Here is a 17,335-nt window from a genome sequence, read left to right as displayed (position 1 = left end):
GACCTGCCGACGATGGGCTCGCTCCGCAACGCCCTCGGCGAGAGCATGCGAGCGTTGGTCTATCGCAGCCACGTTGCCTACTACCTGCAGCGTGCGGACGAGGTCATCATCGTGCGCGTGCTCCACGGCGCCCGCGATGTGCAAGCGATCAAGGAGGAAGGCGGCTTCGATTTCCAGTAGGACATGCTCTGAGCGGCAATTGCAGCTGGCAGTTCACTCGCTTCGTCGAATCAGAGTTAGGTTGTTTCCGGCTGCTCGACAGTGGCCGGTGCTTCGCCCTGCTGCCAAAGCGAGTTGATCTCCTCGATCAGGCCGTCGAGCATCGCTTCCGAGTAGCCACGGTGTATGGCCGCGATCTTGCCGTCGCGACCGATGATCACCATGTGTGGAATGGCATCGACGCCGTATTGAGCACCGAGCTTGCCTGAGGCATCGCTGAGCAGAGTCAGGCTCATGTCGTTGAGCTTGCGCTTGAGCTCCAGGAAGCGCTCGCGAGGTTCCTTCCAATTGACCGAGAACACGCGGATCTTGTCCGGGCCGGCGGCTTTCTGAATCGCGTCCAGCACCGGCAGTTCTTTACGGCAGGGTGGGCACCAGATGGCCCAGAACGAGACGATCACGATCTTGCCGCGATGCTCGCTGATGCGCACCGGCTTGCCGTCCGGCCCTCGGCCGAGCTGATCCGGCGGCTCCATGCCCGCCTCCAGCTTGCCTGCAAACGCGGGCATCGCGAACACCAACATGCCGAGCAGGGCGAGCAACCACCGACCGATCTGCGAACGATTCATCGAACGTCCAGTTCCCTTTGAACATGCGATGTCGACGAGCTCCGACTGGTCGCATGCTGCCAGCGGCGGCCGGGATTATAAGCGAGGCGCGATGGCTGCGCCCTGTCCGGACGTTTCGATCTGGAACGTGCCCAAGCTGTCCAGAAACATGACCAGCGACTGCGGGTCGTCGGCGTCGAAGGTGCCGGTGATGCGTTTGTCCTTGACGGCGGCGCCGTCGAGTTCCAGATGAAATGGACTGTAGCGAGCGAACTCGTGGGCGATGTCTTCGAGCCGATCTTCGCGAAACACTAACCGGCGGTTCTGCCACGACATGACGCGAGCGATGTCGGCGCTCTCTCTTTTCTCGATGGCGCCGTCGTGAGAAACATCGGCGCCCTGGCCGGCGCGGACCAGTAGCGGTGCGCCACTCTCAGCGGTGGATACAGCGCTGGCAACGACGGGTTCAGCGTCGCGAGTCACGCGAACCACGCCTTCGAGCACTGACACGACAGTGCGACCAGACGCCTGGCGATAAACGTTGAACTGGGTGCCGACGGCTTGAATGACGGCATCGCGTGTGTGAACGCGAAACGGTCGCTGAGTGTCGTGCTGAACATCGAACACCGCTTCGCCTTCCAGCAGCTCGAGATCTCGCGCCTCAGCAGAATAGCGAACGATGAAGCGCGAACGGGCATTCATCTGCACTCGCGAACCGTCTTCCAAGCGAATGGTCCGTTGCTCGCCGGTGCGCGTCGTGTAGGTGTTGAGCCGATCGATGCTCCAAGGCACGATCAACAGCGCGCCGATGGCGAGCACACAAACCGCGGCCGCGGCGGCCATCCAACCACGACGTGGACGAGTAACAGCGACCTTGGGTCGTTCATCGGCCAGCGCGTGTAGCTGCATGACCTCAGCGCTCGGCGGTGCTTGCAGCGCTTCCGCGATCAAACGTTCGACATCGTCTGAAGCGTTGCCACGCTCGCGAGCGAACGAGGCGCAGACCGTCGAGGCCAGCAAAAACTCTTCGATATGAGTCGGCGAGCGCTTCAACCATTGCACGAAAGCGACGCGCCGGGCGGCGTCGCTATGGGGTAGTTCGCATAGCCATTGCGCAGCCTGCTGCGCAACGATATCCCGCGATGCGTCCTCTAACGGTCTCATTTGGCTGACGTCCTGTTCTGGCTGATCATTTGTGTTCGACAAAAATGCAGAGTCCGGTACAAGTACTTTCGCACCGTGTGCAAGGAAATTCCCAGCCGAGCCGCGATTTCCTCGTGCGGCACGTCGTGGCGAACGGCTAACAGAAACACCGAACGCTGCATGGCCGGCAGCTTCGCGAGCACGGCTTCCAGCTGTTGCTCGCGATCGTCTTGCTCGTAAAGTTGTTCCGCGGTGGGTGCGTCGTCCGGCAGCAGCGATTCCAGCTCGGTGGCTGTGGTCGAATCGAACTGCACCGGATTGCGCCGTTGATGTAGGCGGAATTCATGCAACACGTTGAAAGCAACGCGGTACACGTAGTTTTCCGGCGACTGCACCAGTTCGCGATCCGCGAACCGCAGCAGCCGCAGGTACACCTCCTGCGCCAGGTCCTCGGCGGCCTGCCGATGCGACAACCGGCTCAGCAGGTAGCGATACAGCCCGCCACCGAACTGCTCCGCCACCAGCGCGGCAAAGCGCGGCGATCGGCGCCGTTCGGCCGAGTCGCCGGGCGGCGGGGGTGAGGAGGGTTCGTTGGGCGGAGCCATACCTCTATATAGATCTGTCGTGGCCAGAAAAGTAGGTACAACTTTATTTTCGGGGCGGGCGTACCTAGTTGCGGGAGCCCTGCGGGTCTATCCGGTTAGCGGACCGTCAAGGTGCCGGGCCGCGTCACTATAAAACCGGGGAGCTCACCAAATGGCCTTACATGTAGGCGCAATCACGGGCGTAGCAGTGGTGGCAATGGCCGCCGCGTTCGGCGCACAGGGGGCGGAAACCGCCACCAGATTCGAAATCTCGGCGCTGCCCATCGGCGACGCGCTCAATGAATTCGCACGCCAGACCGGCCTGCAGGTCGTCATCGATCCGCAAGAAGGCCGAGGCGTCGTCGCACGCGAAGTGATCGGCTCATTCACGCCGAGCGAGGCGCTGGGCAAGCTGCTCGCCAACACCGGACTCACTTTCTCGTTCCTCAACGAGCGCACGGTCTCGGTGAGGCGCGATCCGTCGGCCAAGATCAGCGATGCCACCACCGAAACCGTGATCGTGACCGGCACGACCATCAACGATCCCATTCTCAGCTCGCGCACCGGCGACACGCTGCGCGATCGGCCGCAAGCGGTGACCATCGTCACTCGCGACCGCCTCGACGCACAGAACCTCAACACGCTGACGGCTGCACTCGAGCAGACCACCGGCGTGACGATCACCACCACGTCGCTGACCCAAAAGGATTTCTACTCGCGCGGCTTTCGTATCGAGAGCATTCAGATCGATGGCGGCGCGCCGCTCACCAACGGTCTGGGGTTTCGTCAGCTGCCGGATCTGGCGATCTATGAGCAGGTGGAAGTGACGCGTAGCCCCGATGCGCTGTTCTCAGGTAACAGTGCGCCCAGCGGCAGCATTCAGCTGATTCGCAAGCGGCCCACCGACATCAATCAAGTCGAGATGGCGCTGCTGGCCGGTCGCTGGGATCAGTTTCGTGCCCAGCTGGATGTTTCCGGCCCGATCGGTTTCGACGGCAAGCTGCGTGGCCGCACGGTTGTCGTGAGCGAGCGCAACGATCTGGTGTACGACGTCGGCCGTCAGTCGCAGGACACGGTTTACGGCGTGCTCGAAGCCGACATCACCGACAGCTCGCGTGTGCTGGCCGGCTTCACCTATGAGGACAACAAAGGTCCGCACATCGGCTTCGGCTTGCCGCGCTATGCAGACGGCGGCGATCTGCACTTGCCGCGCGACACGGTGTTGGCGCCGTCGTGGGCCACTGAGGAAGCGCAGACGACGACGCTGTTTGCCGGTCTCGATCAACGTCTCGGCGAGCGCTGGTCGTTGCGGGTCAATGCCACGCGCAGCGAGCAGGATCGTATCGACAGCAACATGTATGCCTACGGTGCCGTCGATCGCACCACTGGCTTGATCCCGGCCATGTACAGCAGCGAGACCCACCTGAATCCGGTGCAAACGCTGGCCGACATCACCTTGAAAGGCAACTTCGATCTGTTCGGTCGCACGCACCGCGTGGCGGTGGGTTATGACTGGCAGGAAGTGAAAAGCGGCGGCGTCGCCTGGTTTTATCCCATGGCCAGCAACGTCAGCGCGTTCAACTTCGATCCCAGCAGCATTGCACGTCCGACGCGCACCCCAAGTCCAGACATGTTCATCGACTGGAACCAGAAGCAGAGCGGCGTGTATGCCAGCTTGAAGCTCAGCGTCAGCGATCCGCTGGACATCGTGATGGGCGCTCGGCGCAGCAACTATAAAACCAATTACAACGAAGGCGATTACGTCAGCCGCAGCAGCTACTACCTGTATGACTACAGCGATCGCAATGTAGTCACGCCGTACGCCGGCTTCACTTACGACCTGAGCCGCGACTGGGTGGTCTACGGCAGCTTCTCCGAGTCGTACCAGTCGCAGTCCGGCAACTTGCAGGGTCCGATCACGGATGCTCGGCCGCTGGATCCGAAGACCGGCAATGGCTTCGAGGTCGGCGTGAAGGGTGGCTTGCTGGAAGGCCGTGCGGCGACCCAGGTCGCGGTCTATCAAATCACCCAGGAGAATGCCGCGGTTCTGGACGGCAGATACCCGCCCTCGTCGGTACAGAGCACCGGCGCGAATTGCTGTTACCTCGGTAATGGCGAAGTGCAAAGTCGCGGTGTGGATATGGAGATCAACGGCAGTCTGCTCCGAAACTGGGATCTGTTCGTGGGCTACACCATCAACAGCAACGAGTTCAAAGCCGGCTACGCCAACAACGGCGCCGCTTACATGGCGCAGACACCGAAGCACTTGTTCAAGTTGTGGACCACGCTGACGTTGCCCGGTGCGTTGGATGCATGGAAGTTGAGCGCTGGTCTCACCGCACAGTCGCGCAGCTACTTCGCTGGCAGCGTGGCGGCGTCCAATGGCAGCGGCGGCACCGTCTTCGTTCCTTACAAGTTCGAGCAGGGCGGCTACACGCTGGTGAATGCTCGCGCCGAGTACCAGATCAACACTGCCTGGTCGGCCGCGTTCAACATCAACAATGTGACCGACAAGACCTACTACCAGAGCGTCGGCTCGGCCTCGATGTCGAACTGGTACGGCGAACCGCGCAATTTCATCCTATCGGTTCGCTTCAAGCACTGAGGAGCTTTCCATGGTGAACTTTTCTCGCCGTGCGGGCTTGCTCGCGGCGGCTGGGGTCGTGTTTGCTCCGAAGTTGCTGGCCAACTCCTCCGTACCGGCAACGCTGCCAGTCGGCGAGTTGGAAGCGGCCATCGACGCGCTGTTTCATGAGCACATCGCGGCGGGCGAAGCCGGTGCGGCCATCGGGCTGTATCGGCAAGGCCGCGTGTTGTTTGCGAAAGGCTACGGCCTGGCCGATCTGGATCAAGGCGTCGCAATCACGCCGACGACTCAGTTCAACGTTGCGAGCGTTTCCAAACAGTTCACCGCGTTCGCCATCGCGTTGCTGGCGAGCGAAGGGCGGCTCGATCTGGATGCCAATGTGCGTCACTACCTACCGTGGGTGCCCGACTTCGGGCACCCGATCACAGTGCGGCAGCTGGTTCATCACACTAACGGATTGCGTGATGAATACACTTTGTTGGAGGTCGCTGGGCGCGACGTGCGTGATGTGTCCACGCAGCGGCAAATCATCGAGCTGGTGAAACTGCAGCGCGAGCTGAACTTCGAGCCAGGCACTGCGCACTCCTACAACAACACTGGCTATTCGTTGCTGGCGGAGATCATTGCTGTCATCACTGGGAAATCGTTACGGCAGTTCAGCAGCGAACGCATGTTCGGTCCGCTGGGCATGCAGCGCACCTTCTTCGGCGACGATGCTGACGAAGTGATTACGGAGCGCGCCACGTCGTATGAGAAAGGGGCCGACGGCCGGTGGCAGCGAACTGTGTTGACCACCGAATCGGTGGGTCACAGCGGGTTGATAACCAATGTGACGGATCTGGCGAAATGGTCCGATAACTTCTTCCGTCCGAAGGTCGGCGATCGAACGCTGATCGACTTGGTTTGCACCAGCGGCACGCTGCGCGACGGTCGCGCGGCGAAGTACGCATTCGGTCTGACACCGAGCGAGATCAATGGCCGCAAGATCGTGGCTCACTCGGGCGGCGACGGCAGCTTCACCACGTATTTCACGTTCTATCCCGAGCACGATCTGGGTGTGGCGGTACTGGCGAATCGTCGTATGGACGTCGGCGGTCTGGCGCATAAGGCAGCGGAAGTGTTTCTTACCGGCAAGGCGCCGAAGCCGGCTGAGACGGCGGCGTCGAAAGCGGGCGTGCTGAGTAAGGCTGTGCTGGCTCGACTGCCGGGCACTTACATCAACCCGACCGCACCGTCGCTGACGTTGGAGCGTCGCGGCGACCAGCTCTTCGGTTGGTGGGGAGTGGAGGAGCCGGCGGCCGCTGTCATCAAGCCTGACGGTACGTTCCACGTCGGGGGTTGGTCGCATTTCCGGATCGTCGCCGCCAAGGATGGTTCGATCAACGCATTGGAAAGCATTTATGGCATCAGCATGCAACCGCGCCTGTTCAAGCGCGTGCAGCCTGCGCCAGTCACTGACCTTGCTCGCTATGAAGGTGACTATTTCAGCGACGAACTCGATGCTCGCTATCGAATGACGGCTGAAGGTGGCGACTTGGTGATGTATCACCTGTGGCGGCCCGAGCCCATCAAGCTCGTGTCCGTGACGCCTGAGCACTTCAATGCGCGCACCGGTTGGGCGCCACATGCTGTGACGTTCGAACTCGATGCTCGCGGTGAAATCGTCGCAGCGAGGATGCATGGCGCTCGTGCCGATAACATGCGCTTCGAGCGGCGGAAGAAGGCATGAAGTATTTGGGGCTGATGCTGTTGGCGTGCGTGAGTGTTACTCACGCCGCCGACCGGTTCGATCCTGTGCGTGCTCGCATTCACGCCAAGATCGAGAACGACGGTGTGCCGTCGATCGCGGTCGCGGTCGCGAAAGACGGCAAGGTGCTGTGGGAGGAAGGCTTCGGCTGGGCCGATCGCGAGAATCGCGTCGCTGCCGATCCCCACACCGTGTATCTGCTCGCGTCCATCAGCAAAACGTTCACCGGTGTCGGGCTGATGAATCTGGTTCAGCAGGGCAAGGTCGCACTCGATACGCCGATCAACGGCTACTTGGGCACGGCTCAGCTGCACTCATGGTCCGCCGATGCGAATGCGGTCAGCGTTCGTCAGATGGCCAATCACACATCGGGCCTCGCGCCGACAGAACAGTTCTTCTATGGCGAGCGTGAAGCTGCGCTCGTGCCGCCGGTAGATCTGACCATCGCGCGCTACGGCAATATCATTCGCACGCCGGGCGCGCGCTTCGAATACAGCAATTTCGGTTACGGCGTGCTGGGACACGTGATCGCTCGTGTTTCTGGACAGCCCTTCGCCGAGTACATGCGCCAGCAAGTGTTCCAGCCTCTGAATCTGACGCGCACCGCTGTCGGCACTGGCGGCGCGCGTTTGCAGGGCACAGCGACGCTATACGGATTGCAAGGCGAACGCATTCCGTCGCTGATCTTCGATGAACCCGCGTTCGGTGGCATTCAATCGAGCGCTCACGATCTGGTCCGCTTCGGCATGTTCTTGCTCGGCCAGCGCGTGCCTGGACAGCGTGCGCTGCTGAACGAGCCCACGCTTCGAGAGATGCGCAAGATGACTTCGCATGGAGTCGGCATCGACGACGACTACGGCGTCGGTCTCTACACCATGGAGACCTATGAGAACGGCCCGGTCGGCATTGGCCACGGCGGTTCCATGTCGGGCTCGCACACCAATCTGTTTTTATTGCCCGAAGAAGGCTTGGTCGTGGCTGTGCTCACGAATCGCTACGCTTCCTCGCCTGGTGAAGTGCGCGATGAGGTGCTGCGTGCGTTGTATCCGAAGTGGCGGGGACCAACGTTGCCAGCAACGCCGGAGTCAGCGAAGCCGTCCACTCAAGCCCCCGCGCAATGGCAAGGTGAATGGACGGGAACGTTGTTTACTCATGAAGGCGACAAGCCGGTGCGCTTTCGTGTGCAGCCCGACGGCGATGCTCACTTTCGCATCGACAACCAGCCTTGGGCGCTGGTGGACAAAGCGAGCTTTCGCGATGGTTGGTTGCAAGGGTTGTCGTCCGCGTTCGTGCCCACTTCCGACGCTGCACGTCGGCGGCATAACACCAGCCTTCGCTTGCACAGCGAGGGTGATCGCTTGGTCGGTGTGGCGATTGCCAACAGCGGCCCCTTCGACGGCGCCGATCCTTACTTCGTGCTCGCGTTGAACTATCGCGTGGAATTCCGCCGCGCGCAGGTTTCGCAGCAGTAGTAGCGGAGGCGTGGCGGGCGCCACGCCTCCCATCGACCAAGAATTACGAACCGATCGACAACAACTTCGCGTTGCCGCCGGTCGCGACGGTGTTCACCGTGAGCGTGCGCTCAGTCGCGAAGCGGAACAGGTAGTGCGGGCCGCCGGCTTTCGGGCCGGTGCCGGACAGGCCTTCGCCACCGAACGGTTGCACGCCGACCACGGCGCCGATCATGTTGCGATTGATATAGATGTTACCCACCGCAGCTTCGGCGACGATTTCCTGCCACACGCTTTCGATACGAGTGTGCACGCCGAGCGTGAGGCCGAAGCCGGCGTCACGGATGGCGGCGAGCACGTCGCTGAGCCTGTCGCGCTTGAAGCGCACCACGTGCAGGATCGGGCCGAACTCTTCGCTGGTCAGCTGACGAGCGTCGCTCAGTTCCAGCATGCGAGGAGCGAAGTAGCTGCCTTCGGTGCGCACTTCGTTGAGTTGGCACTGCTTGAGCAGCTTGATGCCTCTCTGCGCCACGCCGGCGCTGTAGCTCTCCAGCTTCGCTGCCGACTTGGCGTCGATGACCGGGCCCACGTCGGTGGACGCAATCGCCGGATCGCCGATCAGCAATTGATCCATACCGCCGGCGATCAGCTCGATCAAACGATCGGCCACTTCGTCCTGCACGAACAACAGGCGCAACGCCGAGCAGCGCTGACCGGCGGAGGTGAAGGCGGAAGTCAGCACGTCATCGGCAACCTGTTCCAGCAGTGCCGACGAGTCGACGATCATCGCGTTGATACCGCCGGTTTCGGCGATCAGCGGCACGATGGCGCCGTCGCGTGCAGCGAGCGCGCGATTGATGAACTGAGCAGTCGAGGTCGAACCGGTGAAGCACACGCCACCCAACGCCGGGTGCTGGAACGCGACTTCGCCGAACAGCTTGCCGGCAGCCGGCACGAAGTGCAGCACATCGTGAGGCACGCCAGCTTCGTGCATCAGGCGCACGGCGAGCGCGGCGATCAGCGGCGTCGTTTCGGCAGGCTTACACACGACGCTGTTGCCAGCGACCAATGCAGCGGCCACCTGGCCCAAGAAAATCGCGAGCGGGAAGTTCCACGGGCTGATACAGGCAAACACGCCGCGGCCACGCAGGCTCAGCTTGTTGTCTTCGCCAGTCGGGCCCGGCAATTCCAAAGGCTCGGCAAAGTGTTCGCGAGCCTGCGCTGCGTAGTAGCGGCAGAAGTCTTCGGCTTCGCGCACTTCGGCGATCGCATCCGGCAGCGTCTTGCCGGCTTCCTTCACCAACAAACGCACCAGCTCCGGACGGTGGGAGCGCAGCTTGTCGGCAGCGGCAACCAAACAAACGGCGCGATGAGTCGCACCGGCATCGTCCCAAGCTTTGCGAGCCTGACCTGCCTTGTCGAAAGCCAGCGCAATGTCTTCACGCGTGGCGGTGCTGACATAGCCGACCAGCTCAGCGCGGTTGGCCGGGTTTCTCACTTCGTTGCGCGCGGTTTGCGCCGATCCCACCAGGGTCGAAGGCGCGGCATGCGGCAGTTCGCCGGTCTTTTGCAACGATGCGATTTGTTCGGCGAGCTGCTGAGGATTGCCCCAGTCCACGCCAGCGGAATTTTCACGGGACTCGCCGTACAAGTTGTTCGGCAACGGGATATGCGGGTTGGTCATGCTGTCTGCCGCTTGCAAGGCTGCAATCGGATCCTCCACTACGGTGTCTACGGGGACGCTTTCATTCATGAAGCGACTAACGAACGAGCTGTTCGCGCCATTCTCAAGCAGCCGGCGCACGAGATAGGACAATAGCTCCTCGTGTTGACCGACCGGCGCGTAGGCACGAACGCGCGGGAAACCTTCGATCTGTCGCTGGGCTTCGGCGTGCAGCAGCGCGCCCATGCCGTGCAAACGCTGGAACTCGAACTTCGCTCCAGTCGGACGCAGCTCCAGCACGGCTGCGATGGTGTGCGCGTTGTGAGTTGCGAACATCGGATAGATGACATCGCGATGCCGGAACAAACGTTCGGCGCAGGCGAGATAAGAAACGTCGGTGGACACTTTGCGCGTGAACACCGGGAACGACGACAGGCCGCGTTCCTGAGCGCGCTTGATCTCAGCGTCCCAGTACGCGCCTTTCACCAGACGCACACAGATGCGACGCCCGGTGATACGGGCCAGCGATGCGACCCATTCGATGACCAGCGGCGCGCGCTTGCCGTACGCCTGAATCACGATGCCGAGGCCTTGCCACGACTGAGTGGTTTTATCCCGAGCCAGCGCTTCGAAAATGTTCAGCGACAGGTCCAGACGATCGGCTTCTTCGGCGTCGATGGTGAAGCCCACGTCGGCGGCAGCGGCGCGGCGTGCCAGGTCAATGACGGTGGGGCCCAGGCGCTGCATCACCAAGCCTTCGTGCATCAAATCGTAACGAGGCTCGAGCGCGGACAACTTCACCGACAGATTGGAGCGGTCGTCGATGGGTGTGCCTTTGCGTTGTGAGCCGATGGCGTCCAACGCTTGCTCATAGGACTTGCGATAGCGCTCAGCGTCCGCCCAAGTGCGCGCGCCTTCGCCGAGCATGTCGAACGAGCACAGCGACAGCTCGGAGGTCTTGGCCGACCGTTCCAACGCTTCGTTGATGGTGCGGCCGACGACGAATTCGCCGCCGATGATGCGCATGCCCTGACGGAACGCGGTTCGCAGCACCGGCGCGCTGATTCGACGCGACAGGTTCTGCAGCCAATTCGCCGTGTCTTCGCGAGCCTGGCGCGGCGGCTCTACCAGGTGGCCGGTGAGCATCAAGCCCCAGGTGGACGCATTCACCCAAGTCGAATGCGACTGACCGGCGTGCGCGGCCCAATTACCGGAAGCGATCTTGTCGGCGATCAGGCGGTCGGCGGTCAGGTCATCGGGGATGCGCAGCAGGCCTTCGGCCAAGCACATCAGCGCCACGCCTTCCTCATTGGAAAGGGCGAACTGCTGCAGGAACGAGTCCAGCAGCGGGCGCTCTTTGGAACGGGCGCGGGCCCCCGAAACCAGCGCGGCGGCTCGGGCCTTGGCGCGGGAACGGGCATCCAGCGAGAAGCTCGAGCTCTTCAGCAGAGCCTTCACGCAGGTGACTTCGTCTAGAAGCGTGTTGCTTCGGATCTGTTCGCGCAGCTCTGCGAGCGTCGGAGCAGTAGGAACGGCGGAGGTTTGAGCAACCATGAGGTAATTGGGGCGCTAAAAGGGCTTGTACTAACTGGGATGAAAGCACTAGCGTACGGACCTGAGGGGCGTCGAAACGACTTATAAAGGGGGTCCAATCCGTGAAATCAACTGGCTCAGGCGCGGGCCTGGTACTGGACAAGGTCGACCAGCGCATCCTGACCCGGCTGCAGGAGGACGGGCGGCTCACCATGGCTCAGCTGGCCCGGGAGCTGCACATCAGCGTGACCCCGGCGGTGGAGCGGGTCCGGCGGCTGGAACAGGCCGGCTACATCGTCGGCTATCGCGCCGACCTGTCGCCCACCCACCTGGGCCAAAACCTGCTGGCCTATGTGCAGGTGGCACTCGATCGCACCACCCCGGAAGTGTTCGACCGGTTCCGGACCGCCATGGAAGTGCTGGAGTTCGTCCAGGAGGCGCACATGGTGGCCGGCGGTTTCGACTATCTATTGAAGATCCGGGTGCGCGATATGAAGGAGTATCGCAACGTGCTCAGTAGTCATATCGCGTGCATCAAGGGCGTGCAGCAGACGCACACGTACTTCGTGATGGAAGAAGTGAAGAGCTCGAGCAAGGTGCGTGTGCAAGCTCGCTGATGTCGCTAAAAAGTTTGTTCGATGCGGGTGAAGAAAGCCAAATCTGCTACCAACTGTCGGTGTGCCGACAGTGCGCAGCGCTGCAACGCTCACTAGTAAATTTCCGCTTGTAACGACTACGCCACAACATGACAATTCGCCGCCGGCTTATGTGAATAAGCCGCCCCGGATTGAATTACTATCGTCAAAGTAACCGCCGAGCCTCCAAAGTCGCCCTCAGGGCGCGGATGAATGAACCATGGCTTCGGCGATGGCGCGCACCTTGAAGTTTCCTGTCGAGCAGTCGATCAACACAGCGGCAATGTCTGTTTCTGAGTCGGAGTCTGTGTCCACCGCAATGGAGCGGTCGACCAGCTATTGTATTTTTCAAGAGCCTTGGTGGCTCGATGCCGTCGCACCTGGCGCCTGGCGGGAGATCACGGTTTCTTCCGGCGGCGTGCTGCGTGCGCGTTGGCCCATCTATGAAGAGCGCCGCGGCTTGTTCAGTGTGATTACGCTGCCGCCGCTCACTCATCGACTCGGCCCGTGGCTGGATCTGGGCGATGCGACCAAGAGCGCACGCCGCTACGAAGTCGAAAAAGATTTGACCGTGGCGCTGCTGGAGCAGCTGCCCGATTACGACATTCTGCAAATCAATTGTCACAGCGGCATTACCAACATGTTGCCGTTTGTGTGGAATGGTTTCGAGGAGATGGCGCGTTACACCTACGTGATCGATCTCGCCCAGAGCGAAGAGCAACTTTGGGACGCGCTCCGAGAAAACATTCGTCGCGAGAGTCGCAAGGCGCGCAAGCAACTGAAGGTGGAAACCATCACCGACATCGAGGCTTGTATTCAGCTCATCGGCAAGTCTTATGCGCGACAAGGCAATCCGAATCCGTTCGATTCGCCGCCGATGCGTCGTCTGGACGCAGCCTGTGCACAACGCGGTCGGCGCGAAATTCTGGTGGCGCGCGACGAGAGCGGCGCTATTCACGCGGCGCTATATTTGGTTTGGGACGGCAAGACCACGTATTACTTAGCGGGCGGCGCCGATCCAGAACTGCGGACCAGTGGTGCGCATAGCTTGCTCGTGTGGGAAGCGATTGTGCGTTCCAAGGCGCGCAGTCAAGAGTTCGATATGACCGGCTCCATGGTCGAAAGCATCGAACGTTTCTTCCGTGCGTTCGGTGGTCAGCAGCGCGTGTACTTCAGCCTGAACAAGATGAGTCGCCGTGCGCGCTTCGCTTGGCACGGTAAGAAGATGTTGCAGGCGTTGTTCAAAGGCTAAGCGTTCGCCTTGCAATACTGCTCGACGTAAGTCTGGTGCTTCGGTAGTTGCAGCACCGTGTTGTCGACGTTTGACTTGATGCCGTCGAGGAAGCGCGACAGCTCTGCGTCGCTCATCAAATCCGCCACCTGATGGTATTGCTTGGGCAGGATGCCCTGGCCCAGCATCACCTGGATCCAGGAATTCTCCGCGAACAGCTCGTTCATCGTCCGAAACACACGCCCGGTCTCGCGAAACAGATCGATCCGATGTTGTAGCGACGCTGGAATGTCCATGGTGCGGCAGGCGTTCCAGAACGGTGTGTCCTGACGATCCGTGACGTGATAATGCAGAACGATAAAGTCGCGGATGTGTTCCAGCTCAGACACCGTCTGGCGATTGAACTCCTGCACATCCGACGCATTGATGCCTCGGCTCGGAAACATTTGTAGCAACCGAATGATGCTGCGGCTGATCAGATGAATGCTGGTCGATTCCAGCGGCTCGATGAAGCCGCTGGCCAGGCCGACGGCGACACAGTTTTTCAACCACGTCTGTCGTCTCTGCCCGGGCTTGAACTTGATGACACGCGGCTCGGTGCGTACCTTGCCTTCGATGTTGGCGAGCAGCGTTTGCTTGGCTTGGTCGTCGCTGATGAACCGGCTGCAATAGACCATGCCATTGCCGACTCGATGTTGCAGCGGGATGCGCCACTGCCAGCCGGCTTCGCGAGCGATGGAGCGTGTGTACGGAATCGCTTCGCCCACCGATTCGGTTTGCAGCGCGACGGCAGTGTCGCAAGGCAGCCAGTGCGACCAATCCTCATACGGTTCATGCAACGTCTGGCCGATGAGCAAGGCGCGAAAGCCGGTGCAGTCGATGAACAAGTCGCCTTCGATCTCGGCGCCGGAGTCCAGACGAATGGCTTTGATGAAGCCGGTGTCGTCATGGGTCAGCACGTTGCTGATCTTGCCTTCGATGCGCTGGACGCCGTAACCCTCGCTGAACTTGCGCAAGAACCTGGCGTACAAGCCGGCGTCGATGTGGAACGCGTAGTTCATGCCGCCGCGTGGCAGATGCGCGAAGCGGTTCTGCAGCGAAGCTTTGAGTTCGACGCAGTAGTCGCCGTAATCGCTAGCCAGATTGCGCTCGCGGCCTTTGAGCCAGAAGTGTTGGAAGCCGGCGGTCCAATGATCCTTGCCGGTGGTGCCGAACGAATGAATGTAGTTACGGTTCAGGTCGCGCCAGTTTTCGAAACCGATGCCGAGCTTGAAGGTGCCTTGAGTGGCGGCCATGAATTCTTGCTCGTTGATGTCGAGCAGGCGGTGGAAGGTGACCAGCGTGGGAATGGTCGCTTCGCCGACGCCGACGGTGCCGATCTCGTCGGACTCCACCAGCTTGATGTCGAGCGCTTTGCCCAAGGTCCGCGATAAGCCCGCGGCGACCATCCAGCCCGCGGTGCCGCCGCCGGCAATGACGATTTTCCTGATGCGCTGGTCGTTCGGCTGGCTGGTCATGTTGACTCCCCTAACGATTCAATCTTTGTAGCAGCCTGGCTCGAATGTCGCGGACCAGGTCTGCGTCCATGGGCGACAGCGAGCGTCGGGCAGCTTCTGGAATGTGCGCGGCGGTGTTCTGGTCCGCTTCGAAAACGTAATGCTTGAACAAGTTGGACCACGCGTCTCGCTGCTCTTTTGGCAAGTCACGCACGGTCATGATGGCGAGCATCAATGCGGCGATGGGCGAATCCATGAATGCGGGTGATTGGCGCCACCAGTAATTCACCAGCACACTGAAGGGGTCGAGCGCTTCGATGTGATGCCACCACATGCTGGGAATGAAGATCGCATCGCCCGGTTCCAACTCCGCCACCTGTGCGTGCTGTACGGCTTCGGCGAATTTAGGAAAACGCTGCAAGTCCGGTTTGGCAAAGTCCACCATGCTGATGGCCTGGCCGGCGGGCGTGAAATCCAGCGGCCCGATATACAGATTCGCCAACTGCTCCGGCGGGAACAGCGTGAAGCGGCGATGACCGGCCACGACGCACGCGATGTTGTCGGGCAGATCATGATGAGCCGCGATGCGCGTGCGATTGCCGAGCCAAATGCTCACCAACGGTTGGCGCTCGCCGAAACCCAAGTCGTTCTGGTCACGAAAGCCGGGCAGGCAGGTGTCGACGGTGGTCGAGCCCACATAGATGGCCGGTGGTTTGACGGCATCCCGGTGGCGCTCGACTTCATCGAGCATGGTGTCCAGCTTGAGCTTCACCGGTTTGAAATTGAAGCCGCTGAGATCCTCGTTGTAATAGAACCGGCCTTCGATGTCGGGCGCGCCGAGCAATGCGCCCACCGTCGCGTCACGATAGAACTGGCGAATGTATGCGCTGGCGGTGCGGTCGGAATCCAGCGCCGCACGCACCATTGGCCAATCGGCAACCAGGCCTTTGAGTACGATCGGCTGGGTCGATAACAGCACGTCCTCAGGCAAGGCGCGCGCGTCGACGCCAGTGATCTCCCGGACTTTGTTAGCGATCGCCAGCATTGAGTGTGTTGACGCGCTCGATCAGCGCTCGAAAGTTGGAGAGCGATGCAATCGTCATGTAGATGGCCTGCAAATGACCGGCGCGGTTCAATCGTTCCAGCGCGTCGCCATTCAATTGGAGCAACCGTTCTTCATTGATGGTGTAGAAGCCGGCCAGACGATTCTGCGAGCCGTCGTTCAGCGTGATGTCGAACACGAACGACTCGAGCAATTCGTGCTGAAGCAGCGCGCCGATGAATGACTCGTTACCGGCCAGGCCGTCGTGGATGGCCAGCAGTACCGAGTTCATGCGTTCCAGGAATTCGGTGTTGCCGCCGAAGTCCCGAAAGATCGGTTCGCCTTGCTCGCGGCTGACGCGCGGGCTATCCAGGTCGATGTGTATCATCGGCTGGCGGTCCGCGGAAAAGCCAATCAGAAACGGTTGGCGCTCGATGGTCAGTGGAATGTAGGTCGCGTCCCAGCCTTGTCGTGTCAAAAACAAATTCTGACCGTCCTTGAAACCCAGCAGCGCGACGGGCTCGAACTGGCCCTGCGCGTTCTTGCGAAACACGACGGGGTAGTGCGCTTGTAGATTCCGAAACTCGGCCGGGAACGTCAGTGCGAGCATGACGTTGTCGCCATACTCGGCGCCGCGCGTAGTGATTACGCGCAACGCTTTGTGATCCAGGTTGTTCAGCAGGGCGTGTTGGGTCATACGCTAAATCTTCGACAGGCCGTGGCGCTTGATGTGGCTGATCAGCTCTCGGTTGGTGGGCAGCGCTGCGAGCATTCGGGTCGTGAGCGCAGCAGCTTCGCGAAAGAAACCGTCGGCTCGATCCAAATCGTCCGAGCGACGCGTCGCTTGCCGGCGGTCCGGACGAAAGCCCATTCCGTACAGCACGTACTGATAACTCGCCGACGGAAACACTTCTTCGAGACGATGCAAATCGTAACGGGACGGCGGTTGATGACGCCAGATCGTCAGCTGTTCTTGTAAGCGCTCGGTCATGGACTCGGCGCGGCAGTTATCGCGCCAGAAATCCGAGTCGGTGCGCTGGGTCAGCACGTAGTGCAGTTTCAGAAAGTCGATGACTCGTTCCCAGCGATAGGTGAAGGAATCGTTGAAGCGTCGCGCGACGATGTCCATCGCGGCGCGCGTCGCCGGCATTTGATCGCTGAGCATCGCGGCCGACAGTTCGACCAATGCAATCGCTGAGGCTTCCAGGGGTTCGATGAAGCCGGCGGACAGGCCGATGGCGACGCAGTTTCGATGCCAGAACTTTTCCCGATAGCCGGGATGAAACGTCAGCTTGCGCGGCGAAGCTTCACCCACCGAGCCGCCGGTGCGCTCGATGTAAGCGCGCAGCTCGCGTTCAGCTGCGTCGTCGGAAGTGTGCGAACTCGAATAGACATGGCCAATGCCACGCCGGGTCGGCAAGCCGATGTCCCAGATCCAGCCGCTGCTCTGCGCAGT

Annotated in this window: 14 protein-coding genes; 6 read left to right on the top strand and 8 right to left on the bottom strand. The window is 61.1% G+C overall.

Annotated features, from left to right (window positions below; all coding sequences use genetic code 11):
- Window positions 1-180: type II toxin-antitoxin system RelE/ParE family toxin (locus JNL55_RS04610; RefSeq protein ID WP_293849959.1), on the top strand; the 180-nt coding region annotated here is incomplete at its 5' end.
- A 56-nt stretch (window positions 181-236) separates the two neighbouring features.
- On the opposite strand, the gene JNL55_RS04605 is transcribed toward JNL55_RS04610, so the two are convergent.
- From JNL55_RS04605 to JNL55_RS04595, 3 genes are all read right to left on the bottom strand, one after another.
- Window positions 237-788, bottom strand: coding sequence for a TlpA family protein disulfide reductase (locus JNL55_RS04605; protein ID WP_293849956.1), 552 nt, complete (start codon window positions 786-788; stop codon window positions 237-239).
- A 75-nt stretch (window positions 789-863) separates the two neighbouring features.
- Entirely contained in the window at window positions 864-1,931 is a 1,068-nt protein-coding gene (locus JNL55_RS04600) for a FecR family protein (RefSeq protein ID WP_293849953.1), read from the bottom strand.
- A complete protein-coding gene (locus JNL55_RS04595) occupies window positions 1,928-2,515 on the bottom strand; it encodes an RNA polymerase sigma factor (RefSeq protein WP_293849950.1) in 588 nt (195 codons plus the stop codon). Before JNL55_RS04595 ends, JNL55_RS04600 begins: the two co-directional genes overlap by 4 nt.
- Before the next feature lie 151 nt (window positions 2,516-2,666).
- Between JNL55_RS04595 and JNL55_RS04590 the strand changes: the two genes are divergently transcribed.
- The 3 genes from JNL55_RS04590 to JNL55_RS04580 are packed head-to-tail and all read left to right on the top strand — an operon-like array spanning window position 2,667 to window position 8,300.
- Window positions 2,667-5,099 (top strand): TonB-dependent siderophore receptor, encoded by a 2,433-nt coding sequence (locus JNL55_RS04590; protein WP_293849947.1) that lies wholly within the window; start codon window positions 2,667-2,669, stop codon window positions 5,097-5,099.
- Between the two features lie 10 nt (window positions 5,100-5,109).
- Window positions 5,110-6,810, top strand: coding sequence for a serine hydrolase domain-containing protein (locus JNL55_RS04585; protein ID WP_293849944.1), 1,701 nt, complete (start codon window positions 5,110-5,112; stop codon window positions 6,808-6,810).
- Window positions 6,807-8,300 carry a serine hydrolase domain-containing protein gene (locus tag JNL55_RS04580; RefSeq protein WP_293849941.1) on the top strand — a complete coding sequence of 498 codons (1,494 nt, stop codon included), beginning with the start codon at window positions 6,807-6,809 and terminating at the stop codon, window positions 8,298-8,300. Before JNL55_RS04585 ends, JNL55_RS04580 begins: the two co-directional genes overlap by 4 nt.
- 43 nt (window positions 8,301-8,343) lie before the next feature.
- Here JNL55_RS04580 and putA read toward each other — a convergent pair whose 3' ends face one another.
- Window positions 8,344-11,496, bottom strand: a complete 3,153-nt coding sequence (putA, locus tag JNL55_RS04575) for a bifunctional proline dehydrogenase/L-glutamate gamma-semialdehyde dehydrogenase PutA (RefSeq protein ID WP_293849939.1) — start codon at window positions 11,494-11,496, stop codon at window positions 8,344-8,346.
- A gap of 101 nt (window positions 11,497-11,597) precedes the next feature.
- On the opposite strand from putA, the gene JNL55_RS04570 reads away from it, so the two are divergent.
- On the top strand, window positions 11,598-12,092 hold the full coding sequence (locus JNL55_RS04570; protein WP_293849937.1) for an Lrp/AsnC ligand binding domain-containing protein: 495 nt from the start codon (window positions 11,598-11,600) through the stop codon (window positions 12,090-12,092).
- Window positions 12,093-12,330: 238 nt separating this feature from the next.
- Complete coding sequence (locus JNL55_RS04565) at window positions 12,331-13,362, top strand: GNAT family N-acetyltransferase (protein WP_293849935.1); 1,032 nt, start codon at window positions 12,331-12,333, stop codon at window positions 13,360-13,362.
- Here the strand turns inward: JNL55_RS04565 and JNL55_RS04560 are convergent.
- The 4 genes from JNL55_RS04560 to JNL55_RS04545 all read right to left on the bottom strand — a co-directional run.
- A complete protein-coding gene (locus JNL55_RS04560; RefSeq protein WP_293849933.1) occupies window positions 13,359-14,858 on the bottom strand; it encodes a tryptophan halogenase family protein in 1,500 nt (499 codons plus the stop codon). The genes JNL55_RS04565 and JNL55_RS04560 overlap by 4 nt on opposite strands.
- A gap of 10 nt (window positions 14,859-14,868) precedes the next feature.
- Window positions 14,869-15,882, bottom strand: coding sequence for a cupin-like domain-containing protein (locus JNL55_RS04555; protein ID WP_293849930.1), 1,014 nt, complete (start codon window positions 15,880-15,882; stop codon window positions 14,869-14,871).
- Window positions 15,866-16,576: a SapC family protein gene (locus JNL55_RS04550; RefSeq protein WP_293849928.1), complete on the bottom strand. Its 711-nt coding sequence runs from the start codon at window positions 16,574-16,576 to the stop codon at window positions 15,866-15,868. Before JNL55_RS04550 ends, JNL55_RS04555 begins: the two co-directional genes overlap by 17 nt.
- Before the next feature lie 3 nt (window positions 16,577-16,579).
- The coding region (locus JNL55_RS04545) for a tryptophan 7-halogenase (protein ID WP_293849925.1) at window positions 16,580-17,335 on the bottom strand (756 nt) is incomplete at its 5' end.

This window comes from Steroidobacter sp., assembly GCF_016790065.1.
Lineage (GTDB): Bacteria > Pseudomonadota > Gammaproteobacteria > Steroidobacterales > Steroidobacteraceae > Steroidobacter.
Note: the sequence above shows the minus strand (reverse complement) of the source record. Positions and strands in the feature narration are given on the sequence as shown.